Raw genomic sequence first — 23650 nt, 5'->3', positions numbered from 1 at the left:
TTAACCTAAAAGACCTAATTTTAACCAATTATGTTCCAGGACAAAAAAATATTACTGGCTGTTACCGGAAGTATCGCTGCTTATAAATCTATTCTCTTGGTTCGCCTGCTGGTAAAAGCAGGCGCTGAAGTAAAAGTGGTGATGACGCCCGCCGCTTCGGCATTTGTTTCACCATTGACGCTGGCTACCTTGTCAAAGAACCCGGTGATAACTGAACTGGCTAACAACGACTCCTGGTCGAACCATGTAATGCTTGGCCGCTGGGCCGATGTAATGGTGGTGGCGCCCCTGAGCTGCAATACCCTGGCAAAAATGGCCAACGGCATGTGCGACAATATGCTGTTGGCAACCTGGCTCTCAGCCACCTGCCCAGTGGTAGTGGCGCCTGCCATGGATGAAGATATGTGGCACCACCCGGCCACACAGACAAATCTGCAAAAACTGGAGTCGTTTGGTAACCGCATCATTCCTGTTGCTAAAGGGGAACTGGCCAGCGGTTTATACGGCGATGGGCGCATGGCCGAGCCGGAAGCGATTATGCAATACCTCGAAAACAGTTTTTTCGGGAAAAAAGACCTGGCGGGTAAAAAGGCCCTGGTAACTGCCGGGCCAACTTACGAGCCCATTGATCCTGTGCGGTTTATTGGCAATCATTCTTCCGGCAAAATGGGCCTGGCCATTGCGGAGGAGCTGGCCGGCCGCGGAGCCGAAGTGCACCTGGTGCTGGGTCCCTCTGCTGTTAAAACTTCTTTCCCCGGTATATATATTCACAAGGTGCAAACCGCCAGCCAGATGTATGATACCTGCATGGCGGAATTCCCCTCTACCGACATTGCCGTTATGAGTGCGGCAGTGGCCGACTATACCCCGGTTGAAACATCCCCTGAAAAGATCAAGAAAACAAGCGGTACACTCACCATAGAACTTACCAAGACAAAAGATATTCTCAAAAGCCTGGGCCAGGTGAAGCGCAACGGCCAGCTGCTGGTGGGATTTGCTTTGGAGACCGCCAATGAGCGGCAATACGCTTTGGATAAGCTGGCTTCCAAAAATGCCGATCTTATTGTGCTAAACTCCCTGAATGATGAAGGCGCCGGATTTGGCTATGATACCAATAAAGTAACTATTTTCGGGAAGGGGGGCAATGAGACCGCGTATGAGCGTAAGCCCAAACAACAAGTAGCTAAAGATATCGTTGATAGAATCGTAAACCTGCTATATGTGTAGAAAGACGATCGTATGGATCTTTTATCTGATGGTTGCAGTTCCGGTTTGCTTATCGGCACAGGAACTGAGGGCCCGCATATCCATCAACTCAGCCCGTTTGGGCACGCCTGCCGATAAAAAAGCCATGCAAACATGCCAGGCAGCGCTTAATAATTTCCTGAACAACCGTAAATGGACCAAAGAAACTTTTCAACCCAATGAAAAGATCGTATGTAATTTTTTGTTGAATGTGAGCGAGGCGCAGGGTGGTAATGTGTACAAGGCTTCCCTTACCGTACAGGCTGCCCGCCCGGTATACAATACCAATTACGAAAGTCCGCTCATCAATTTCCTCGATGAGAACGTTACTTTCAAATATGTAGAATATCAGAATGTTGAATTCAATGATAACCGCGTGTCAGGTTCCGATCCTATGGTGAGTAACCTGTCGGCCATCCTGGCCTATTATGTATATGTGATCATTGGCCTCGATTTCGATTCCTTCTCTTTGCGCGGCGGCGATCCCTGGTTTCAGAAGGCTATGAATATTGTGAACAATGCGCCGGAAGGCAGGGATATCAGCGGCTGGAAGGCATTTGATGGTTTGCGTAACCGGTACTGGTTAACAGAGAACCTTACCAACAACCGGTACAACCTGATACACGACGCCTTTTACAGCTATTATCGCCTCGGTTTGGATTACATGTATGAAAAGGAAGCCGAAGCGCGCAGTGCGGTACTTAACGCCATAAGCCTCATCAATACCCTGAATAATGATATTCCCAATACAATGATCGTACAGTTCTTTTTCCAGGGTAAATCGCAGGAATTGATCAGGATATTTAAAAAAGCCACCCCGGAAGACAAACAAAAGGCAAGAGAAATGTTGCAAAAGATGGATATCTCCAATTCCAATATGTATAAACAGGAGTTAAAATGAGGCGGTTATCACTGGTATGTTTGAGCGCAATAGCCTGGTGTTTGGTAAGTTGTACAAATAAAGACAAGATCCCTGCCGGCGTAATACCGCGGGATAAAATGCAAAAGGTATTGTGGGATATGATCCAGGCCGAACGTTTCAGAGAAACTTTCGTCAGGGATTCTGCCCTTGACCTGAAGGCTGAAACCTTTAAACTGTACGCCCAGATCTTTGATGTGCATGATGTGACAAAAGATGAGTTTATCAGGAGCTATAAATTCTATATGAGCCGGCCCGATATTGCCCGTAATATGTTCGATTCATTGGCCACCCAGGCCAACCGGCAGCGTGAGGAGTTATATAGACCCAAGCCGCAGGATACAACCAGGGTGCAACAGCCTCCAGCGCCGGCCGCCGATAGTACAAGTGTTGCCGATAGCCCAAAGGCCGTTCAGGCACAACCGGCAGGTCCCCTGCCGGCAGGCCCGCTTACCCGCGAAAAGACGAGAAGACTGCACCTCAAAAATAGGAAAGGGGGCGACAGCCTGTTTCATTTAAAGCCCAAATCATAAATTACGGCGGTTGTATTAGCTGGTTGACAGGCAGTTCCTTATTTTTATCAATAAATTGCTTGCTATGCAAAAAGTTGTTGCCAATGCCGACGCAGCTATTGCCGACGTTCAGGATAATGCTACGATTATGCTGGGCGGATTCGGCTTATGCGGTATTCCTGAAAATTGTATTGCTGCGCTCGTACGCAAAGGCGTAAAAGAGCTCACCTGTATCTCCAATAATGCAGGCGTAGATGACTTCGGCCTCGGCCAACTGTTAAAGACCCGCCAGATCAAAAAGATGATGGCCTCCTATGTGGGTGAAAATGCTGAATTTGAACGGCAGCTGTTAAGCGGTGAACTGGAAGTGGACCTTATTCCCCAGGGCACCCTGGCTACCCGCATACATATGGCCGGCATGGGCATTCCTGCTTTTTATACGCCGGCCGGTTATGGCACCGAGATAGCTATAGGAAAAGAAGTGCGTGCCTTCAATAACAAGATGTACCTGATGGAGTACGCGCTGCATGCCGATTTTGCCATGGTGAAAGCCTGGAAGGGAGACCGGTATGGCAATCTCGTTTTCAGGAAGACAACCCGTAATTTCTCCACCTCTATTGCCAAAGCTGGCACTATTACCATTGCTGAAGTAGAGCACCTGGTTGAACCCGGAGAGCTCGATCCTGATCACATTCATGTAGCAGGCATTTATGTACATCGTATTTTTCAGGGCGCCCATTATGAAAAGCGCATTGAAAAGAGAACCGTACGGATAAACGGGAAATGAGGAATGAACAATGCGAAATGAATGGAAGATGACGAACAAGAAAGGGAAAGCTGAAATCTCGGGAGCAACCACAAACCACAAACCACAAACCACAAACCATAAACCAACAATGGCTTTAGATAAATACGGTATCGCAAAACGGATCGCCCAGGAATTACAGGATGGCATGTACGTAAATCTTGGTATTGGAATTCCTACGCTGGTGGCTAATTACATACCCGATGGTATGACCATTATGCTGCAATCAGAGAACGGCATACTGGGCATGGGACCCTACCCGGTTGAATCAGAAATGGACGCCGATCTCATCAATGCAGGAAAAGAAACCGTAACGGTGATCCCTGGCGGCGCTTTTTTTGATAGTGCTGAAAGTTTTGGCATGATACGGGCCGGTAAGGTTGACCTTACGGTATTGGGCGCTATGGAAGTGTCGGAGAACGGCGACATAGCCAACTGGAAGATACCCGGCAAAATGGTAAAAGGAATGGGCGGCGCCATGGACTTGGTGGCCAGCGCCAAAAATATCATCGTGGCCATGATGCATACCAATCCTAAAGGCGAATCGAAACTGCTGCCTGCCTGCACTTTGCCATTAACCGGGGTAAAATGTGTAAAACGCATTGTTTCAGACCTCGCTGTACTGGATGTATTACCTGAAGGCGGGTTTAAACTTATTGAACGCGCACCTGGTATAACGGTAGAAGAGATCCGTAATAAAACACTGGGTAAGCTGCTGATAGAAGGGGAGATACCGGAGATGGCAATTAGCTAATTTGCTGATGTGATAATTAGCTAATGAAATACAGGCTTAGTATTTAATCTTAATGGGTGGTCTTGTTGGGTTAGGGGGCGGCAGCGGTTCTTCGGGATGATTATTTTCGCTGTTATTTCTGCCTGCCATGGAAGCGGCCACTATAAAAAATACCATTCTTAACATATCGGCCACCGTTATAATGAGGTCTTTTTCCTGTTGTATCTGCTGCGACCCCATTGACCGATTACCTGCCAGGGCTTCCATAAAAACCACCATTCCATAATACGATAAAAGGCCTCCGGCGATCCAGAAGCCCGGTTCATCTATCAGCGCAATTTGCCGGTTACTGATAAGGTGAAATAAAACGGCTAATGCCAGAATAGTGAGCAGGGATGCCTGAATGATGGTGAGTACGCCGGCGTAAGCAGTAATGCCTTTGAGGGCATAAATGGTAATTACAACCGACAGGAACGATACCAGCAACATATTCATAATGTCTTTACCGCGATATGAAGGCATCATTAACCTGAACAGGTAAAATGAAAGCGTGAAGGTGGCGAGTGCTAAGCCGGTTTGTAAAGCCGGTGTGCGGGGTTGAATAAAATACAGCGTGAGGTATTGAAGGAAGACAAAAAGGCAAAGGATCCTCAGCACGTTAAGCAGCCCATTGTTAACTGCTTTACGAACAAAGAGAATGCATACAGGCAGTAATGATAACAGCATTACTACCAGCGGCAGGACAATAAATATACCACCGGTTTCTACCATGGTGAAAGAGTTCAGGGCCAAACCGGTTCTTCATAGGGGGCTTGTGTTTTTTAAACGCTGTAAAAAAGGGTATCAACATAATGCCGGCGGTTTTGAGTTGTTTGTCAAAGAGGTGCCGGGAGTTTAATCAATCAGGTTATTCTTAACTGCAAAAAAAACAAGGCCTGCCGTGTTCTTGGCACCAAAGCGTTCCATTAATCTGTCTTTGATGGCTTCAACAGTTCGCGGACTAACCTCTAATTTTTGTGCAATTTCATGGGCGGTAAACTCCATGCAGATGTATTTGATCACATCGCGCTCGCGATCGCTCAGTGTAATTTCGCTGTTTAAACTTGGTACTACTTTTACGCGGGCGTGTGATTTCTTTAAAAGGATCCTGTTCACAAAGTTATTCAGGTAGTAGCCTTTGCTCATCACTTCCATAATGGCCTTCTTGATCTCTGAAGGGTCGGCGCTTTTGAGCAGATAGCCGTTAGCGCCAATTTCCATCATATGGCTCACAAACCGTTCATCTTCATACATCGTGAGGGCTATTACATGAATATTAGGATATTGGCGGGCGATGACCTTAGTGGTTTCGATGCCATCTTTCAGGGGCATACGTAAATCCATTAGAATAACATCGGGTTGTTCAGGGGCAGTTGGTAAATTGTCCAACAGTTCCTGACCGTTTTCTGCTTCGAGTACGAATTTAATGTTTGTATAAGGCCTTAACGACAATATAACTCCTTTTCGGAATATCTTGTGGTCATCAGCAATAGCCACTTTTATAGGTCCCATCTGTTTATGATATTGGCAAAACTAAATTACTAAAAATCTTCAGTGTTTAGGCATTCAGGGGGTATGGCATTCTTACGTTAGTATAAACACTTATTCCGCTCCACATTAATGTTAGTAGCCCTTATCAATATATGAACATTATGCTATTTATGTGGCGCTATCGGTTCTTCCTCCAGCCGGGGAATTTCGATAGTAACCTTGTAATACGTTTGCGAAATATCTTTTTCGAAATAAATGCGTCCATGCAGCAGCTTTAGTCTGCTCTGGATATTCTTCAACCCCAGCCCAACATTGCTTTTATTCAGTTTATCAAAATCGGCCTGGGTAATTCCGCGGCCGTCATGATGGAGGCGAATATACAATTTATTACCACTCAGGTTCTGCGTAAGGTGAATAAAACTGGCATTACTATGTTTCAGAATGTTGTTTACCAGTTCCTGTATAACCCTGAAGATGATCAGTTCCTGGTCTGCGTGCAGGCGTTCACGGTAATCGTGGAAGCGGCAGCTGGCGTTCATGCTGCCCGAGCCGCTGATCTTTTGGAAAAGATCGTTCACGGCCGATTCCAACCCGAAATTCTTAAGGGTGGGGGGCATCAGGCTATGCGAAATATTGCGTATCAGTTGAATGGTATCGTCGATGATCTGTTTGGCATTGTAGATGCTTTGCAGCTGGGTGGTCTTGTCGAGGTTTACCAGGTTCTCGTTCAGGTATAAACGGGCGGTGGCCAGTAAGGGGCCGGCATCGTCGTGCAGGTCGGCGGCAATGCGCTGCCTTTCTTCTTCCTGTAACCTGATAGAAGCGTTCAGCAACATCTTCTGTTGTTCCTGTTCCAGGTGCTGCAGCTGCATCTGGTAGCGGATGACCTTGCGTTGATGAAAGATAATGAAAACGATAAGGCCAATGGTAAGTACCAGCATACCGATGGTGCCAAAGTAAAGTACCATGGGAAATTGACTGGTGCCGTGACTGGCCTGCAGCAGGATCATTAGTATTTCAGACGCTGAGCTTATAATGGGTTATAGGGGTTTTTAAAAAAATTATCATATGAGGACAGGCCGGAACTGCTTTTGTCCTTTGCTTCTCTCCGCGAAAAAGCGATGCTAAAGAAAATATTTTTTATGGCATTAAAGATGAAAGTTATAAACCAAAATTTATCCAGATCCTGCCTGTCTATTTCGTCGGCAAAGGTATATATAAAAAAAGACCCGGCTAAATACACCAGGAATCCAAGGATTATCCAGAACATGGAAGTATTGTATATGAATAGCACCCGGGGTTTGTTTATTTGCTCAAATAAGTAGTACAACGAAAATGTAAAAATCAGGATTGATTCACAGGCTACTGGTACTGAATCGAAAGCATTCCATTTTGTGGTAAAAAAGTAATAGCAGATAAATATAATAAACAAGAGGGAAACTATGGCAATGATCTTTTTAAATTGTTTACTCTCTATGATGAGCCAGATAAAGTAACTAAACAGGAAGAACTCTACCAGCGTGTAGGTGCTGAGGAAGAGTTTCAGCGACAGGCTCAATAATATTATATCATTCAGAAATGAGTAAAAGCAGTAAATAAAGATTACCCATAATTCCTTTCTTTTGGTGTGCCTTAAAAAGACAAGAAAGAGAATTACGGGTAATAAAGAAGAATATATACTGGTATTTAAGAGTAAACTCTCTATAGCAGGGGCATTTACCTCAAATATAGAGATTCGGGTTTACTTAATCAATATAAAACCAGCCGTCATCGCCGAAAATATCGCCACCACCGGGGGTTGGGATGCTTCTGTCGGCTACAATACCTTTTTCTTTTTTAATTTCTGCGTTGGCGGTTACTACTGTGTAGTTAACCATTTCTTTGCCATCCTGATCGAGGCCAACATACACCAGGGTTTTTTGGCCAAATTCGTTAACGGCATTGTAGAAGTGGATGCCTGCACAACCGGGTTGAGCCAGGATCTGGGTGAGAATGTCTTTACCGATGATATAAGCCTTAACATCATTCGGATGGGCCTTACGGTAGTTGTTTACAAATTCAGCGCCTTGTTCAGGGGTAATTTCTTCACCAATTGTCGCAATGTTACGGTTTTTAGTGAGGAGTTCAGTCTGCATCATAGTAGTAAGTTTTTAGAGGTTGTAAAAGTGGTTCCGGTTAGTAAGAAACCTCCAAAAAAAAAGATATACAACGGGTTGCGAGCACCACTAAATGCAGTACTTTTGCTCCAAATGCGCTGCTGGCCTGCGTTTCGGGGAGATTTACTAAGAAATATTACGTGGGGAAATTCAGGAGTTTTTCTAGCATTTTACCGTATATTTACTATAGTGAAAGTTCGTGGAGCCGCCTCGATGGAGGTAGTTGTTCACAAATGTGGATAAGTGAAAATGCTTACCGTGTCTAGTATTCTTACTTAAGTAGTGGTGGATCTTAAAAACGGGGCGCAGTTCTGTAACAGCTCTTGCATAAATTTTTTTCCTTTTCTTATTTACCGGCTGACCGATTGCAAATACAAACTGAGTAAACAGGTATTAACAGAACTATGTTTTCGAAGGGTTTTGATCGTGTGCTGCAGGATGAGGTAACTGACTGAATGAAGTGATGTTAAAAACAAAAGAAGAAGTTGACTGATATTGGATTTGACAGGTGGCATTCATAAGATCGTTGGAAATTATTTTTTAGGACGGTAATCAGAATATTGGATGTTTTAAGGTTGCCATCCTTACCAATCAACTTCTGGAACAAAAATAGCAGGCCACCTGCCTGTTCGCAATAGCGGAATTGCTCTTTTTTAATCGTTCGGGAATTACCAGTAAATACGTAAAAGCGTCGTGTGATAACTGGTACTATTTCGATTGATCCTGGTAAAGTAACGTTTACAAAGTGAGTATAATCGTTTTTTTATACGATATTGCCTGAAGGTTAGGGCCCCTGACACGATCAAAATTTGATGAAAGGGGTAAACGGTAGGGCATATGGTACCTGAAACGGAACAACTTATAACCCATTAATAAGCCAACCTTACCCATTATGAGCACTGAACTGGTTATTAAAGTAGCACTTGCCGACGATCATAAGATATTTCGCGACGGCATTAAGATGGCTCTGAAAGGAAAAGAGTATTTAAAGATCCTTTGGGAAGCCGAAGACGGTAAAGATCTGATGCATAAAATGCAGATCAAAAAACCGGATGTTTTACTGATGGATATTCGTATGCCCGAAGTGGATGGGGTGAATGCTATTGGTATTTTGCGAAAAGAATACAGTGATGTAAAGATCGTAGTACTTACCATGTACGACGAACAGGAAATGATCACCAAGATGATGGAAATGGGCGCCAACGCTTACCTCACTAAAACCTCCGATCCTGAGGAGATCTATCAGGCTATACTTACCTGCATGAATGATGACTTTTACTTTAATGATCTGGTTAATAAAGCCGTATTGTCGAAGTTGCAAACGAAAAAACAGGTACGGCAGTTTTACCCCAACCCCGTAAAGTTTTCTGAAAAAGAAATACGCATCCTGAAGCTGCTCGCGGCCGATAAAACTACCGAGGAAATTTCTAAAGAAGTATTCCTGAGCCCGCGTACGATCGAAACCATTCGCCAGAATATGAAATCAAAAGTAGGGGCCAAAACCATTGCCGGACTGATCATGTACGGCATGCGCAATAAACTGATCGACTAAAAGCTTCCCTAAACTTCAACCCCCAAGCCCGGATCTTCCTCACACCTTATCCCGCTTTCTCAAAAGCTTAGCAAACCGTGCCGGATGGCACATGACCAAACCCACCCTGCTTTTTACATCCAGACGATTGAATAAGTGATCGCTCAAGACATCAAATGCCCTTGAGGATGCAAATAATAATAACCCGATGCCTTAACCGGTTCAATGGCGAATTTCAATTCCCTTGTTTGCGGTTTTTTATCGGTTTTCATAAGTGTACTTGCTGTATTTTGAAATACCTTGCACCGGGTTTTGAATTATTAATTTTTGAATGAGTTATGCAGGCGCCGGTTTCATATAAATTATTAAAGCAGCAACTTTGGTTGTCGGCTCACCGATGTGTTTTTTGGGAAGAAGAGAAAGCCTTGATCGTGTCGGATCTGCATTTTGGGAAGACCGGACATTTTCGCAAATCGGGTATTGCCGTTCCGCAGGCCGTGTATAAAGAGGATCTGCAACGGCTGGTGCACCTGTTACAATATTTTCAACCGCGGCAATTGATCGTAGTGGGCGACCTGTTTCACAGCCACCAGAACAAGGAGCTGGAGCTTTTCCAGCGGTGGCGGCACGATTTTCCTGATCTTCCCGTTCATTTAATAAAAGGGAATCATGATATCCTGCACGATAACTGGTACCGGCAATGCAATATTCATGTGGCCGATAATGAATTGCAAATAGGAGGTTTCCGGTTTCGCCACGATATGGATGCCGCTGCTCCGGATACAGAGGCGTACTTTTTCTCTGGCCATATTCATCCGGGGATCCGCATTAAAGGAGCCGCCAAACAATCGCTTAGTTTTCCGTGTTTTTATTTTGCGCGGCAATTTTGTGTATTGCCCGCCTTCAGCCGGTTTACAGGCATAGCCCTGGTACGGCCCGAATCGGAAGAGAATGTATTTGCTATTGTAAATGACCATATCGTACAGCTGCAATGAGTGCTACACCGCCTGTATTGAAAATTGCGTTTGATCCTGTTTATGCCCACCCGCTGCCGGAAGGCCACCGGTTTCCCATGCTGAAATATGAATTGATCCCTGAGCAATTGTTATATGAAGGAACCATTGCTGAGCACAACCTGTTTGCGCCAACACCTTGTCCCGATGAAGTGGTTATGTGGACGCATGATCCTGTTTATGTGCAGAAGCTGCACCAGCAAACATTATCGGCCCGTGAACAACGGCATATCGGCTTTCCGCAATCGCCCCAGCTTACCCGCCGGGAATTTGTGATCACCCAGGGTACAATCGATTGCTGTCATTACGCTTTTGAACATGGAGTGGCATTAAATGTGGCAGGCGGCACCCATCATGCATTTGCCGACAGGGGAGAAGGGTTTTGCCTGTTAAATGATTTTGCCGTGGCTGCCAATTACCTGCTGAAGAAAGCACTGGCGGATAAGATCCTGATCATTGATCTGGATGTGCACCAGGGAAATGGCACTGCCAGATTATTTGAACATGAACGCCGTGTATTCACATTCAGCATGCATGGCGCGCATAACTATCCTTTCCACAAAGAAAAGAGCGATCTTGATATTGCCCTGAACGATGGCACTGAAGACGGCCTGTATTTAAGTTTACTACGAACAAACCTGCTTACGCTGCTCGATCAATTGCAGCCCGATTTCGCTTTTTATTTGTCCGGCGTGGATATCCTGGCAACCGACAAGTTTGGCAAGTTGAAAATAAGTATGGAGGGATGCAGGCAACGCGATGAGCTGGTGTTCACGACGCTGAAACAACGGCGTATCCCCTGTGTGGTGGCTATGGGTGGTGGTTATTCTCCCGATATTAAAACCATTGTAGAAGCGCATTGCAATACCTTCAGGGTGGCGAAAGATATCTATACCCCCTGACCCCCTAAAAGGGAAAGCCAATTGGTAATTGACTATTAGCAATTGGCAAAGATTCCGTACCTCATGCCTCCCGCAATTTTTATATTGTCTATTGTTTATTTGTTCTGCTCACCAACTGCTGGTAATTCAGAAAGTAAATAAAGCGAATGGTGAATTCATTGCCGTGCGGATTGCTGAACAACTGCCCGGCGTTTTGTGTATAGCCTTTATACACATTGGGGCTTATAGTGAACTCATAATCTTTACCCAGCCAGTTCTTCCAGCCAATAATTAACCGGCTGCCTAATCGAAAATCCCAGGTATAGAAAACATCGAGGTTAAAGGCATTATAATTTACGTTGTAATCGACGGGGCGCAGATCACTTCTTGCCGTCCAGTACCCATCGTTTTGCAAATTGTACAGGTTGGTATTTTGTAAGCGGTTCCAGTAATGGCGCGCTCTGAAGGTAAGGTTCATGCGGGCGGCAAAATTATAAACACCACTGAATACCGTGGTTACATCGGTGAATTTGCGGCGGGCCAGCACCGGCGCAGTAGTAACCGCATCCCTGATAAAAGCATAACCGAACTGGCCATTATCGTATTGCCGCCTGTAGTTCAATTCCAGCATCAGCCGGTCGCTGAACCGGTAATGGATACCGCACTGCAGGGCATAGAATGGATCATTGGGCAATGGACCTTCGGCGCCACCCAGCAGCCAGCTTACTATTAGTGGTTTCCGATTGTCGGTACTGCCGTCTATGAACAGGCTGTAATAGGGGGAGCGCTTCAATGGCTGCCGCGGCGTTGTAAACAGGCTCGGGGGCGTTTGCATTTCAAAGTAGTCATTGAACCACCGTGGCGCTATATCTGCAGTGACCATTATGCTCCAGAAATTCTTTAATAACCAGTTGGCAGAGGCCAGTAAAGCAGTTTTTTGATACAGGAAAGGCTTGAACAGGTAATCCTGTTTGAAAGAAATTTCATACCGCTGGTTGAGGAACGACCCGGTAGCCTGATAAATATTATAGCTGACGGTGCCCGTATTGTTAAAGGCATTGGGCGATAACTGAAAGCCCAGGTCATTTGGGTCATATTGGGCCGATCGCAATTCATTCGTATAGGTGTATTGTAAATTGCCGCTTACTTTACCTGCCTGCAGGTAATTGGCAAAGCCATCGTACCGGCCGGGCACATCATATACCACGCTGTAGCGTGGTTTTATGACCAGTCCATACCGGTTCTTCTTATCATACAAAGCAACATCCAGGGCCGTTACATTGGCGTCGCGCTCATGGCTGTTACGCAGTACGTTGGTGTTGGTAAAGGTGATGTAGGAGCGGTTCTTCAAAGCCTGGTCCAGTACAATGATATTGTAATTGGCAAGCGGTTCTGTGGTTACAAGAGAATCGTTGCCGCTATCCCTGTTGCGCAGCCGCGCCCGCACATTTTCGGTCACTGCATTAAAAATTCCGATCCCCAGGTTGTTGGCGGTTCTGCCCGAAAACTTCATCGCATTATATAAGCGGGTGACTGAAGGGTTCTTCAACAGCTGGTAACCATCCAGCTCACCCGAGCCCAGTTTATACTGCAGAGAATCGTAGCGGTCAGGTGTTTTGCCAATACGCCGCGAATAAAAAATACCGGCTTTATTGAACAGCTCAGTGCCTTCAGTAAAGAAGGGCCGGTTCTCGCGGAACCTGATCTCGAACGGACTTAAATTATTCACCACGTTATCGGAGATCACCTGGCCAAAATCAGGGATAAGCGTGGCGTCCAGGGTAAAGCTTTCATTGATGCCATATTTAACGTCCATGCCGCCGCTCTTCAGCGTTTCATATTGCTGGGTAGTATTTGCGTAAGGGGTTTGGCGGTAACCGCCGCTGATATAGGGCGAAAAGCTCAGCCGCAGGGGCGGTACCAGGTCATTCAAGCCGGTGATATCGCCAAACTGGTTGGCAAAGCCGCTAACGGCCGGGTTCACAGGATTCCAGAACGAGGTTTCATTGAAACGGCGGCTGAAGCGCATGAACTGTATGCCCCACTCGGTTGCTGATTTGCGTGAGAAGCGAATGGAAAAAAGCGGAATGCGCATTTCAACGATCCAGCCGTCGGGCCTGAATCCTACTTTACTTTCCCATACTGCATCCCAGCTTACATCGCCATAAGTGCCTTCATGGGCGGTATAGTTCGAGCTTACCCGGGCATCCATTTGCACGTTACGGGACGTTACCAGGAACTGAAAAGCATTCTGGCGGTCTTTATACGTATCCAGGAAAACCGAGAAATAATCCACGTTTGTCCGTTGCACATTATCGCGGGTGGTGTACTGGCGCCGTATTTCAGCAGGATCGTCGTACAGATAGGCGCCTATATAAATGGCTGTATTGTCATATACTACCTGAACGGCTGTTCTTACGGCGGCGGCTTTGCCATACACCGGTGTATGGGTAACGAAATGGACGGCAGCAGGAGCATGCTGCCAGGCAGAATCATCCAATGATCCATCAATACGGGGCGCCTGGGCAACTTTTATGGCCCTGGTGCTCTTTGGCTGTGCCCGCAGCCCGGCATATGCCAGAAACGGTAATATAACAACCAGGCCTTTAAGCATAGCTCATTGTAAGGGCGGCAAAAATAGCCGGATTTGACTTTTGAAAAAGAATCATATAGAAAATACCTGTTTAGTAAAATGCCTGCTGATCATGACTGATCATTTGTACAGTATGTACAACGCCGGTGCCCGTCCTCAACAACAGGCATATTCGCCTTTGTTGAAAGCAGGGGCCATTACCATCATTAATGGTATGAATGCTGCAGACAGATCAGCCTATGCCGGCTAACGATAAACCATAAAAGGAAAGTATTACAAATTACTGGCAGGAATGTCTGGTCGCGCGTAGACAACCCTTTCAAATATCGCTCAATATAAGAAGTTCAAGACAATTATGCCGGATAAAAAGCTGCGGATGTGTTACCTGTTGCCGGTTACTAGTTGCCGGTTGCCAGTTGCCAGTTACCGGTTACCAGTTACCGGTTACCAGTTGCCGGTTACCAGTTACCAGTTACCGGATACCAGGTGCGGTTGCCAGTTTTGTCACAAAGGTTGGCGCCGTCAATATTTATTAGCAGTGCCAATATACGCGGGGTCGCTTGCCGCGGCATAGCATGCCCGGCGGATCATTTGCGTAGTATTGCTTGCCCAATATATGCCTCGCCGGCAGTAAGAAGCTTTGGGGTGCCACTGTCGATATAGTAATCGGTAAGGGATACGGATACTTACCTGTTCCAGGTATAAGATGTGCGAACGAATCGTAGTGCCGGATGAGAGACCCGGCATCGAAGACCAGTAATTATTAGTTGATCTTTTTCTTTAAATAGCTTACCTGTTCCTGTAATGTATTTACCACATTGGCCAGCTGGTTTACATTCCAGTGAGGTTGCGCGTTAGCCTTTCCGATGATCATTGTGGCTTTCCATACTTCCAGAATGTCTTCGCCATTTACCTGGTAAGGCTGATAGGTGGGATTATCGCTTACAAGGGTGTATTTGTTTTTAGAGCGATTGTTCTTCATCACCCGTTTGTAAACAATGCCTTCATTGCGCGATACTACTATATACGTGAAGTTGTTTTTTACGTCGTTGATGTCTTCAACCTTTTCTCCTACAATGATCGATCCGCTTGGCGTGGGCAGCATGGAGTCACCGACGATCTCAAAGGCCCGGTATTGGCCCGGCGCCAGCATGGGGAGGGTAAAGGTATTCAGTTCGTCAATAAATTCAGGGTCGGCATAACCGGCCAGATAACCGGCGGCGGCTTTTACCGGTACAAACTGAATTTCATTGGTGCCGGCGGCCAGTTTCTGCGCACGTCGTTTAGCCAGGTAATTCCCTTTCGTATCTGCCAGGTCTTTCAACAACAACTCATCGAGCGTAAGCTTGAACATTTCGCCCACCAGTTCCAGTACATCGATACGAGGTTCTGCGCGCTCTTCTTCATAAGCGCCCAGCAGTGAACGTTTGATCTGTAATTTGGTGGCAAACTCTTCCTGTGTCCACCCACGCAGTTTGCGCAGATATTTGAGATTTTTACCGGCGGTTGACATAGACTAATAAGTTTAGCGCTAAAATACTAATTATTTTATCATCATGCATAAAAAGCGGTCATAAAAATTTCATTTGGAGTGTATCAGGCACTCATCCTATCTTTGCACATGGCAAGAAGAATTACCGCTCCACAGAAAAAATCCCCTCAGTCAAGTAAGTTTTTTGGTGAAGGTTTAACGTTTGACGACGTTTTATTGGTTCCCGCATATTCACAGGTTTTACCCCGGGAAGTTGACATCCGCACCTGGCTTACCAAAAATATTCAATTGAACATCCCCATGTTATCGGCCGCCATGGACACGGTAACAGAAGCCAAACTGGCCATTGCCCTGGCCCGCGAAGGCGGATTGGGTATTCTGCACAAGAATATGAGCATTGAAAAACAGGTTGAGCAGGCGCGCAAAGTTAAAAGAAGTGAAAGCGGGCTCATTCTTGATCCTATTACCCTGCATGAAGAAGCTACCATTGGCGACGCGCAACGTTTGATGAAAGAGAACCGCATCGGCGGCATTCCCATCGTTGATAATAATAAAAAGCTGGTTGGCATTTTAACCAATCGGGATCTGCGTTTTGAAACCGACAGCAAGCGTATTGTCAGCGAGGTAATGACCCGCGACAACCTCGTGACTGCCCCTGAAGGCACAACGATGAAAAAAGCTGAGAAAATTTTACAGCAATATAAAATCGAAAAATTACCGGTCATTAAAAAAGACGGTACCTTGTTTGGGTTGATCACCTACCGGGATATTCTGCAGGTGCAGGACTTTCCTAATGCAGTGAAAGACGCTTACGGCCGTTTACTGGTGGGCGCAGCGCTGGGGATTACCCGCGATCTGCTCGACCGTGCCGCCGCCCTGCAGCAAATAGGCGTAGATGTAGTGTGTTTAGACAGTGCGCATGGACATAGCAAAGGTGTTATCGATGCGCTGAAAACGCTGAAAAAGAACTTTAAAAAACTGCAGGTGATCTCTGGTAATGTGGGAACCGCAGCTGGCGCCAAAGCATTGGCAGAAGCTGGCGCCGATGCCGTTAAAGTAGGTATTGGGCCCGGCTCTATTTGTACCACCCGTATCGTTGCCGGCGCCGGTGTTCCGCAAATAACGGCCATTATGGAAGCCGCTTCGGTATTGCATAAAATGGGCATTCCGTTAATTGCCGATGGCGGTATCAGGTACACCGGTGATATGGTGAAAGCGCTGGCCGCCGGCGCCAACCTGGTAATGATGGGAAGTATTTTTGCCGGAACGGAAGAAAGTCCTGGTGAAACCATTATTTACGAGGGCAGAAAATTCAAGCAATACCGGGGCATGGGATCGCTGGGTGCTATGAGCCAGGGTAGTGGTGACCGGTATTTCCAGGATGTGGAAGCGGATATCAAGAAATATGTTCCGGAAGGTATTGAAGGCCGCGTGGCCTTTAAAGGAAATTTGAGCGAGATCGTTTATCAATATGTGGGAGGCCTCAGATCGGGTATGGGCTACTGCGGTGCAAAAGATATTGAAGCGTTGCAGGATGCACAGTTCGTTCGCATTACCAATGCCGGCATGAAAGAAAGCCATGCGCATGATATCGAGATCACGAGAGAAGCACCAAACTATAGTAGACGGTAATGGGGTTTGATGTTTGAGAGCTGTATGTGGGCAGCCATTCAAAAATATGCGTTGCATGTTACAAGTTACAGGTTACACGGGTTCCCAACCTGTAACCTGTACCTTGAAACTTGTAACAGATTAAAATCTTCCTGATGAAGCTCCGTAGATTATTACCATTTCTTTTGCTGCTCCTGTGTATGCAAGCCGTTGCCCAGCCTGATTCAAGTCATTTGCGCATCAGCTTACTTACCTGCAGTCCGGGCGCAGAATTATATTCAACATTCGGGCATACCGCCATCCGGGTCAGAGACAGCGCCAACGGAGTTGATATGGTATATAATTATGGAACATTCGATGACCGTGATCCCAATTTCTATCTGAAGTTTACCAGAGGCATCATGCTGTATGCACTGTCAAATTATTCGTACCAGGATTTTTTGCGCGAATACAGTTATGAACAACGCAGTGTTATAGAACAGGAACTGGTGTTGACAGGTGAACAAAAGCAACGCCTGAATACCGCCCTGCAGGAAAATGCAAAGGAAGAGAACCGGTATTACAATTATTATTTTCATACCGACAACTGCACTACCCGCGCCCGCGATATGATCGCGCAAAAAACAGGTGCCCAGATTGTATTCAATAATATTTTACCTGAGAAAAGGCCTACCTACCGCAACCTGATACATACCTACCTCGATAAAGCCAACCAGGATTGGAGCAAGTTTGGTATTGATATGGCATTGGGTAATAATCTCGATGAAAAGGTAACCAATGAGCAGGCCATGTTCCTGCCTGATTACCTGATGAAAGGGTTTGACGCCGCTACTGCCGATGGCCATCCGCTGGCCAAACGTTACCAGTACGCGCTTCAATTGCCTCCAATTGCACCAGCAGTTACTTTTCTGACGCCGCTCTTTTTATTTTCCATGATCTTTACCGTTGTCGGTTTGTTATCGTTCAGCGCACTGAACAATAAATGGGCCCGCCGGATCTTAAATGTCTTCGACGCTGTATTCTTTTTGTTTGTGGGCATTATCGGATCATTGATCTTAACCCTGTGGGTTATACGGGTAGACACGGTTTGCCGCGATAATTTCAATGTGATCTGGGCGCTGCCAACGCATTTCTTTATTGCCTTTGTTGTGTATTTTAATAGAAAGTGGTTGCAAACCTATTTCCGCGTGGTGTTTGGCATCACCCTTTTATTTACACTCTGCTGGTTTTTTATTCCGCAACAGATAAATTCTGCTGTACTGCCATTGCTGGGCATCATTTTAATGCGCAGCTATTTCCGGGGCAATTTGCCTGTGAAACAGCGTAAGCCCAGCCATACCACAAACATATTTATGAGTTCAAAAACTATAAATATTGAATTGTAGTACCTTCAGATAATGGCAATAGACAATAATATTCTTTTTGATGGCAAGCCGGTCTTTTACCGGAAGGAAGGAAGCGGACAACCTGTCGTACTTATTCATGGTTTTTCTGAAGACGGTACTGTTTGGGAAAACCAGGTGGAATACCTGAAAAGTAAATTTCAGCTCATTATACCCGACCTGCCGGGAAGCGGACAATCACCGATGAACGGGGCTGACTGGTCGATGGAATATTTTGCTGAATGTATTCGCAGCATACTCGATAAGGAAAATATTACAAAAACCAGCATGATAGGCCATAGTATGGGCGGCTATATTACGCTGGCATTTGCCGAACAATACCCCGACAGGCTACATTCATTTGGCTTATTTCACTCTACTGCTTTTGCCGATAGCGAAGAAAAGAAGACCGCACGCCGCCGAGGCATTGAGTTCATTCAGCAAAATGGCGCTGCTAAATTTTTAGAGCAATCGATCCCGAATCTTTTTTCAGAAATAACGAAAAAGCGTCAGCCAGAATTGGTGCAGAAAATACTTGCCCGTTATACCAACTTTGTTGGCCAGTCACTCGTAAATTATTACCAGGCCATGATGGTGCGCCCAGATAGAACGCAGGTGTTAAAGAACTTTTCGGGCCCTGTTTTGTTCATAATGGGAAAACATGATACTGCAGTGCCTTATGAACAGGGAATGCAACAGAGTTATATGCCGGGATTGTCCTACATTCATACACTTGAGCATTCGGGGCATATGGGAATGTGGGAAGAACCTGAACTAAGTAATGTTTTTCTTGAAGAGTTTTTAATGCATGGCCAATTTGTATAACGTAAACCGCTTTGTGTACCAGTTGAATGAGGAAAGCTCTAGCGATAGCTTTGTTATTAATTGGATCGATCCAGTCCCTGTTTGCCGAGCACATTAAGGGAGGGGAAATGTATTATGAATACCTCGGGCCGGGATCCATGGCCAGTACCTCTCGATACCGGGTCACTTTGAAATTGTATATCGACTGTAACGCCAATAGCGCCGGACAGCTTGACACCAGGATCAATCTTACCGTTTTTGACAAGAACAGTCTCCTGCAGGTTCCCGGCAGTCCGTTCGATGCGCCTACCACAGGCGATCAGTTCCTCCGGTTCGATCCCGCTTCCAACCCCTGTATCAGCAATGCGCCAACCGATGTATGTTACCGGGTACGTTCATTTTCCACGGTCATTGAGTTGCCAATAAACGCCAACGGCTATACCATCGCATACCAGCGCTGTTGCCGTATCGATAATATCATTAACCTGGTGCCACGGAGTAATGCGGTTGGGGCCACTTACATGTGCGAGATACCAGGCACCAACAGTTTACCTGAAGCGTACAAAAATTCAAGCCCCCGCTTCCTGCCCAACGATGCCACCGCTATTTGCCGCGGCAGCAATTTTACGCTGAGTTTTGCCGCTACCGAACCTGATGGTACCGATTCGGTAACTTATAGTTTTTGCAGTGGTTTTGTGGGCGCCAATACCGACAGGCCCAGTCCGGTTTCAGCATCTTCACCACCTTACACAAATTTGAATTACCGGTCGCCTTATGGCGGCAATGGTCCACTTGGCGGTCAGGTAAGTATTGATCCCAAAACAGGGCTTATCAGCGGAATAGCGCCAACAACCATCGGCCAATATGTAATTACGGTATGCGCTTATGAATACAGGCAGGGCGCACTGATCAACATCCATCGAAAAGATGTGCATGTTAAAGTGTCGGATTGCATTCCGCTGCAAGCATTGCTAAAGCCCAATTATTCCTACTGCGACGATTTTCTGGTAACGTTCAGAAATGAACAGGTGAACCCCGCCGGTTCTGTATATACCTGGGATTTTGGCGATGGTACGCCCCCGGTAACCACTACCGATATTGAAGGCCGCGTGCAGCACCAGTTTGCCGATACAGGTACTTACACCGTTAAAGTGAAAGTGGTGCTGGCAGGGCAGTGTGAAGATGAAACCGTGACGCTGGCTAAAGTGTATCCAGGTTTTTATCCAGCCATCAAAGTGCAGGGAACCTGTGTGCTGCTGCCTTTGCAGTTCTTTGATCAGACTACTTCCAGGTACGGCGCCCCGGCCAAATGGAATTGGGATTTTGGTGATGAAACTACCAGTGCCGATGTCTCTACTGCGCAAAATGCCAGCTGGAAATTTAACACGACAGGGTTAAAAACGGTAACGCTTACCGTAGAAAGTGATAAAGGTTGTGTGGGAACGGTCACGGCAACGGCCGATGTACGCGAAAAGCCGCCGATTGCCCTGGCATTCAGGGATACGTTGATCTGTAGCATCGATACTTTGAAGCTCAATGCCGGTGGCAATGGTATTTTTTCCTGGTCACCATCATATAATATCCTCGATGCAAATACGGCCACACCATCGGTATGGCCTGAAACCACCACTACTTATACTGTCACCTTAAACGAAAATGGTTGTGTGAATACCGATAATGTGCGTGTTCGCGTAGTTGATTTTGTAACCCTGAATGCCGGCGCCGACAGCACCATTTGTTTAACGGATACGATCCGGTTAAACCCGCAAACCGATGGTTTAAAGTTTGAGTGGACAGCCAATCCTGCCACCGGATACATGAGTAATCCCGCAGTAAAACAACCTTTCGTAAAACCTGATGGCAATACTACCTATCATGTTGTGGCGCATATTGGCAAATGCTGGGCAGAAGATGCCTTGAACATTCGTACCATACCGTATCCTACAGCGAGGGCAGGGGCCGATACGCTAATTTGTTATGAAGATACTGCAACTTTACATGGCAGCATGATAGGGTACCGGTTCATGTGGACCCCCGTGAGCACTTTGCGTGATCCCAATGATCTGAATACCCTCGCCTGGCCGCTCAGAACAACGCCGTATGTGCTTACGGTTTATGATACGCTCGGTTGCCCGAAGCCTGGCAGGGATACCGTTATCGTGAATGTAAAGGATGAGATCTTCGCTTTTGCCGGTAATGATACTTCAATTGTTGTTGGACAGCCCTTGTTGCTGAATGGCAGGGGTTCTGATTTTTACGAATGGCAGCCACCGTTACACCTCAGCCGGAACGATATTGCCAATCCCGTTGCCATGCTCAATGAAAATTTTTCTTACCAGCTAAGGGCTTATACGGCGGAAGGCTGCTTTGATCTGGACACCATCAATATCAAAGTATTCAAAACAGCGCCTGATATCTTTGTGCCCAATGCCTTCCGGCCGGGCGGCAGCCGCAACAATGTATTGCGGCCGATACCGGTGGGTATTGCCACACTTGATTATTTCTGTGTTTACAACCGGTGGGGACAAATGGTGTACAGAGGTTATTCTCCTGAATCGGGTTGGGATGGCACTATCGGAGGCAGGCCGCAAGCCACCGGCACCTATGTGTGGATGGCCCGCGGCACCGATTATACCGGTAAAGTGGTGATCCGAAAAGGAACTGCTGTTCTAATAAGATAGTTCACAGTTTACAGTTTACAGTTCATAGTTCACAGTTCATAGTTCACAGTTGGCAAAATTTAGCGGCGCAAGTTCGGATCTTTATAATTAGCGAGCTACTCACCACTCACCATTCACCATTCACCACTCACAATAGCGTACTTTAGCTACATTTGCAGCCTAATCAACAAAGGTTCCATGAAAACAGTACTCATTACCGGCGCTACTTCGGGATTTGGCAAAGCAATGGCAGAAAGATTTGCAGCTAATAATCACAACGTAATCATTACCGGCCGCCGCGCCGATCGGCTCAATGAGCTTTCACAGCAGTTAACTTCATCTTATCAGATAAAAGTGCATCCGCTGGTTTTCGATGTTCGTGACCGTGACGCTGTTTTCGCTGCTATAGAACAATTACCTGCTGATCTTAAAAACATTGATGTTCTAATTAATAATGCGGGGCTTGCCCTTGGCCGCGATTATTTTGAAGATGCTGAAACGGAAGACTGGGAGATCATGATCGATACCAATGTAAAAGGGGTGATGTATGTAACAAAAGCTGTTATCCCGGCCATGATCGCCAGGAAACAGGGGCATATCATTAACATGGGTTCTATTGCCGGGAAGGAAGTTTATGAAAAGGGCAACGGGTACTGTGCTTCCAAATATGCATTGGATGCGCTTTCCCAGTCAATGCGGGTTGATCTGTTGCGTCACAAGATCAAAGTTACCGCCATTCATCCCGGTGCTGCAGAAACTGAATTCTCGATGGTGCGGTTCAAAGGCAATGCAGCCGCTGCCGAAAAAATATATGACGGTTATCAGCCGCTTTCTGCTGCTGATGTCGCCGATGTCGTTTATTACACCAGTACTTTGCCGCCACATGTATGTATCAATGACCTGGTGCTCACCTGCCTCGCACAGGCAAATTCATTCTATTTGCATAAGTAGTTTTACGCGGAAAAACTTTTCATGTGCGGGAATTTGCTGTTGTGTACATTAAACTTTAATGAAAAATTTATCCAGCGATACATAATTCATTTAGAATATTTGAAATGTTGACCGTGCTGCTTGTACCGTTCCCGCAATTTGTGTAGCTTTATACTGCGACTGCATCCAAAATCCTGCTTTAAAACCAATTACTATGTGCAAAACCCTGTGCGTATGCATCTTAGCATGTCTTTGTATACTACTTTCCCCTTCTCTACGGGCTCAAAATGATGTGATCAAACTTCAAAAATGTGAAGGCAATCCTTACCAGCAAACAGTTGACAGCATAAAAAAAGCAAGTGTTGATCAGGGATATGTACTACTTCGCGAAGCATCTGTACAAATGGAGAGTGAGTATGAAATGCCCGTAGTTTTACCAATGCAGGCTGGTACCGTATATCAATTTGTTTTTATTGGTGATCCCTCTTCAAAATTATACGAGGTACGGATGTACGACTGGAACGAACGCCAGGTAGTATACAAAAGACACCAATGGGGCGATGTAGACGGGAATGTTATCAGTTATACCTATACGCCGCAGTTCAGTGAATACCACATGATAAAACCGGTACAGGTGAATAAGAAGAAAAAGAACCTTTGCGGTTACGTTATGTTGATGAAAAAGCCGGAGCCTACAGCGAAGAACAATTAATTAATAGGTTTACATTTTTATAGGAGCTACATTTTAAAAGTGTGGCTCTTTTTTTTGTCAGAAGCAGGAAGTCGGAAGTCGGAGGTCAGAAGTCCGAAGCCGGAAGTCACAATATGCGAGTAACTCACGATTGACGATTGA

General features: G+C 46.0%; 21 protein-coding genes. 15 read left to right on the top strand and 6 right to left on the bottom strand.

The annotated features are described in order from the left end of the window. The first annotated feature begins 30 nt into the window (after positions 1-30). The 5 genes from coaBC to JUB15_RS25770 all read left to right on the top strand — a co-directional run bounded on the left by coaBC (position 31) and on the right by JUB15_RS25770 (position 4235). Positions 31-1227, top strand: coding sequence for a bifunctional phosphopantothenoylcysteine decarboxylase/phosphopantothenate--cysteine ligase CoaBC (gene coaBC, locus JUB15_RS25790; RefSeq protein WP_207515544.1), 1197 nt, complete (start codon positions 31-33; stop codon positions 1225-1227). Further along, positions 1220-2146 (top strand): type IX secretion system protein PorD, encoded by a 927-nt coding sequence (gene porD / locus JUB15_RS25785; protein ID WP_207515543.1) that lies wholly within the window; start codon positions 1220-1222, stop codon positions 2144-2146. Before coaBC ends, porD begins: the two co-directional genes overlap by 8 nt. Further along, a complete protein-coding gene (locus JUB15_RS25780) occupies positions 2143-2697 on the top strand; it encodes a DUF4296 domain-containing protein (protein ID WP_207515542.1) in 555 nt (184 codons plus the stop codon). Before porD ends, JUB15_RS25780 begins: the two co-directional genes overlap by 4 nt. 64 nt (positions 2698-2761) lie before the next feature. Beyond that, positions 2762-3463, top strand: a complete 702-nt coding sequence (locus JUB15_RS25775; protein WP_207515541.1) for a CoA transferase subunit A — start codon at positions 2762-2764, stop codon at positions 3461-3463. Between the two features lie 109 nt (positions 3464-3572). Beyond that, positions 3573-4235, top strand: a complete 663-nt coding sequence (locus JUB15_RS25770) for a 3-oxoacid CoA-transferase subunit B (RefSeq protein ID WP_207515540.1) — start codon at positions 3573-3575, stop codon at positions 4233-4235. A 36-nt stretch (positions 4236-4271) separates the two neighbouring features. On the opposite strand, the gene JUB15_RS25765 is transcribed toward JUB15_RS25770, so the two are convergent. The 4 genes from JUB15_RS25765 to JUB15_RS25750 all read right to left on the bottom strand — a co-directional run bounded on the left by JUB15_RS25765 (position 4272) and on the right by JUB15_RS25750 (position 7882). Then, positions 4272-5006, bottom strand: coding sequence for a hypothetical protein (locus tag JUB15_RS25765; RefSeq protein ID WP_207515539.1), 735 nt, complete (start codon positions 5004-5006; stop codon positions 4272-4274). Between the two features lie 102 nt (positions 5007-5108). After that, positions 5109-5765, bottom strand: coding sequence for a response regulator transcription factor (locus JUB15_RS25760; protein WP_014221254.1), 657 nt, complete (start codon positions 5763-5765; stop codon positions 5109-5111). Positions 5766-5908: 143 nt separating this feature from the next. Then, entirely contained in the window at positions 5909-6754 is an 846-nt protein-coding gene (locus JUB15_RS25755; RefSeq protein ID WP_207515538.1) for a sensor histidine kinase, read from the bottom strand. Positions 6755-7489: 735 nt separating this feature from the next. Beyond that, positions 7490-7882 carry a hypothetical protein gene (locus JUB15_RS25750; RefSeq protein WP_207515537.1) on the bottom strand — a complete coding sequence of 131 codons (393 nt, stop codon included), beginning with the start codon at positions 7880-7882 and terminating at the stop codon, positions 7490-7492. 910 nt (positions 7883-8792) lie between these two features. Here JUB15_RS25750 and JUB15_RS25745 point away from each other — a divergent pair. The 3 genes from JUB15_RS25745 to JUB15_RS25735 all read left to right on the top strand — a co-directional run bounded on the left by JUB15_RS25745 (position 8793) and on the right by JUB15_RS25735 (position 11346). After that, positions 8793-9452, top strand: coding sequence for a response regulator transcription factor (locus tag JUB15_RS25745; RefSeq protein ID WP_081149760.1), 660 nt, complete (start codon positions 8793-8795; stop codon positions 9450-9452). Between the two features lie 317 nt (positions 9453-9769). Continuing rightward, the gene (gene pdeM, locus JUB15_RS25740) at positions 9770-10426 is read left to right on the top strand and encodes a ligase-associated DNA damage response endonuclease PdeM (RefSeq protein WP_207515536.1); all 657 of its coding nucleotides are present in this window, start codon (positions 9770-9772) and stop codon (positions 10424-10426) included. After that, positions 10423-11346 carry a histone deacetylase family protein gene (locus JUB15_RS25735; protein ID WP_207515535.1) on the top strand — a complete coding sequence of 308 codons (924 nt, stop codon included), beginning with the start codon at positions 10423-10425 and terminating at the stop codon, positions 11344-11346. Before pdeM ends, JUB15_RS25735 begins: the two co-directional genes overlap by 4 nt. 88 nt (positions 11347-11434) lie before the next feature. On the opposite strand, the gene JUB15_RS25730 is transcribed toward JUB15_RS25735, so the two are convergent. Then, positions 11435-13939: a DUF5916 domain-containing protein gene (locus tag JUB15_RS25730; protein ID WP_207515534.1), complete on the bottom strand. Its 2505-nt coding sequence runs from the start codon at positions 13937-13939 to the stop codon at positions 11435-11437. A 40-nt stretch (positions 13940-13979) separates the two neighbouring features. Between JUB15_RS25730 and JUB15_RS25725 the strand changes: the two genes are divergently transcribed. Then, complete coding sequence (locus tag JUB15_RS25725; RefSeq protein WP_207515533.1) at positions 13980-14168, top strand: hypothetical protein; 189 nt, start codon at positions 13980-13982, stop codon at positions 14166-14168. A 513-nt stretch (positions 14169-14681) separates the two neighbouring features. On the opposite strand, the gene JUB15_RS25720 is transcribed toward JUB15_RS25725, so the two are convergent. Then, complete coding sequence (locus JUB15_RS25720) at positions 14682-15431, bottom strand: XRE family transcriptional regulator (RefSeq protein WP_207515532.1); 750 nt, start codon at positions 15429-15431, stop codon at positions 14682-14684. Between the two features lie 108 nt (positions 15432-15539). Between JUB15_RS25720 and guaB the strand changes: the two genes are divergently transcribed. From guaB to JUB15_RS25690, 6 genes are all read left to right on the top strand, one after another. Next, on the top strand, positions 15540-17042 hold the full coding sequence (gene guaB / locus JUB15_RS25715) for an IMP dehydrogenase (RefSeq protein ID WP_242696516.1): 1503 nt from the start codon (positions 15540-15542) through the stop codon (positions 17040-17042). Between the two features lie 134 nt (positions 17043-17176). After that, a complete protein-coding gene (locus tag JUB15_RS25710) occupies positions 17177-18406 on the top strand; it encodes an Lnb N-terminal periplasmic domain-containing protein (RefSeq protein ID WP_207515531.1) in 1230 nt (409 codons plus the stop codon). A gap of 12 nt (positions 18407-18418) precedes the next feature. Next, on the top strand, positions 18419-19228 hold the full coding sequence (locus JUB15_RS25705) for an alpha/beta fold hydrolase (protein ID WP_207515530.1): 810 nt from the start codon (positions 18419-18421) through the stop codon (positions 19226-19228). A 26-nt stretch (positions 19229-19254) separates the two neighbouring features. Then, positions 19255-21888 (top strand): PKD domain-containing protein, encoded by a 2634-nt coding sequence (locus JUB15_RS25700; protein ID WP_207515529.1) that lies wholly within the window; start codon positions 19255-19257, stop codon positions 21886-21888. A 177-nt stretch (positions 21889-22065) separates the two neighbouring features. Next, positions 22066-22818, top strand: coding sequence for an SDR family NAD(P)-dependent oxidoreductase (locus JUB15_RS25695; RefSeq protein WP_207515528.1), 753 nt, complete (start codon positions 22066-22068; stop codon positions 22816-22818). Positions 22819-23089: 271 nt separating this feature from the next. Then, a complete protein-coding gene (locus JUB15_RS25690; RefSeq protein WP_207515527.1) occupies positions 23090-23509 on the top strand; it encodes a hypothetical protein in 420 nt (139 codons plus the stop codon). Positions 23510-23650 lie beyond the last annotated feature (141 nt).

The organism is Longitalea luteola, from assembly GCF_017356035.1.
Classification (GTDB): domain Bacteria; phylum Bacteroidota; class Bacteroidia; order Chitinophagales; family Chitinophagaceae; genus Niastella; species Niastella luteola.
Note: the sequence above shows the minus strand (reverse complement) of the source record. Positions and strands in the feature narration are given on the sequence as shown.

Bases quoted from the DNA above. Each gene is read 5' to 3' on its own strand.
- JUB15_RS25695 (WP_207515528.1), top strand. From the start codon at position 22,066: ATGAAAACAGTACTCATTACCGGCGCTACTTCGGGATTTGGCAAAGCA.
- JUB15_RS25700 (WP_207515529.1), top strand. From the start codon at position 19,255: ATGAGGAAAGCTCTAGCGATAGCTTTGTTATTAATTGGATCGATCCAG.
- JUB15_RS25710 (WP_207515531.1), top strand. From the start codon at position 17,177: ATGAAGCTCCGTAGATTATTACCATTTCTTTTGCTGCTCCTGTGTATG.
- JUB15_RS25705 (WP_207515530.1), top strand. From the start codon at position 18,419: ATGGCAATAGACAATAATATTCTTTTTGATGGCAAGCCGGTCTTTTAC.
- JUB15_RS25755 (WP_207515538.1), bottom strand. From the start codon at position 6,754: ATGATCCTGCTGCAGGCCAGTCACGGCACCAGTCAATTTCCCATGGTA.
- JUB15_RS25745 (WP_081149760.1), top strand. From the start codon at position 8,793: ATGAGCACTGAACTGGTTATTAAAGTAGCACTTGCCGACGATCATAAG.
- JUB15_RS25760 (WP_014221254.1), bottom strand. From the start codon at position 5,765: ATGGGACCTATAAAAGTGGCTATTGCTGATGACCACAAGATATTCCGA.
- JUB15_RS25735 (WP_207515535.1), top strand. From the start codon at position 10,423: ATGAGTGCTACACCGCCTGTATTGAAAATTGCGTTTGATCCTGTTTAT.
- JUB15_RS25750 (WP_207515537.1), bottom strand. From the start codon at position 7,882: ATGATGCAGACTGAACTCCTCACTAAAAACCGTAACATTGCGACAATT.
- JUB15_RS25720 (WP_207515532.1), bottom strand. From the start codon at position 15,431: ATGTCAACCGCCGGTAAAAATCTCAAATATCTGCGCAAACTGCGTGGG.
- guaB (WP_242696516.1), top strand. From the start codon at position 15,540: ATGGCAAGAAGAATTACCGCTCCACAGAAAAAATCCCCTCAGTCAAGT.
- pdeM (WP_207515536.1), top strand. From the start codon at position 9,770: ATGCAGGCGCCGGTTTCATATAAATTATTAAAGCAGCAACTTTGGTTG.
- porD (WP_207515543.1), top strand. From the start codon at position 1,220: ATGTGTAGAAAGACGATCGTATGGATCTTTTATCTGATGGTTGCAGTT.
- JUB15_RS25770 (WP_207515540.1), top strand. From the start codon at position 3,573: ATGGCTTTAGATAAATACGGTATCGCAAAACGGATCGCCCAGGAATTA.
- JUB15_RS25730 (WP_207515534.1), bottom strand. From the start codon at position 13,939: ATGCTTAAAGGCCTGGTTGTTATATTACCGTTTCTGGCATATGCCGGG.
- JUB15_RS25780 (WP_207515542.1), top strand. From the start codon at position 2,143: ATGAGGCGGTTATCACTGGTATGTTTGAGCGCAATAGCCTGGTGTTTG.
- coaBC (WP_207515544.1), top strand. From the start codon at position 31: ATGTTCCAGGACAAAAAAATATTACTGGCTGTTACCGGAAGTATCGCT.
- JUB15_RS25775 (WP_207515541.1), top strand. From the start codon at position 2,762: ATGCAAAAAGTTGTTGCCAATGCCGACGCAGCTATTGCCGACGTTCAG.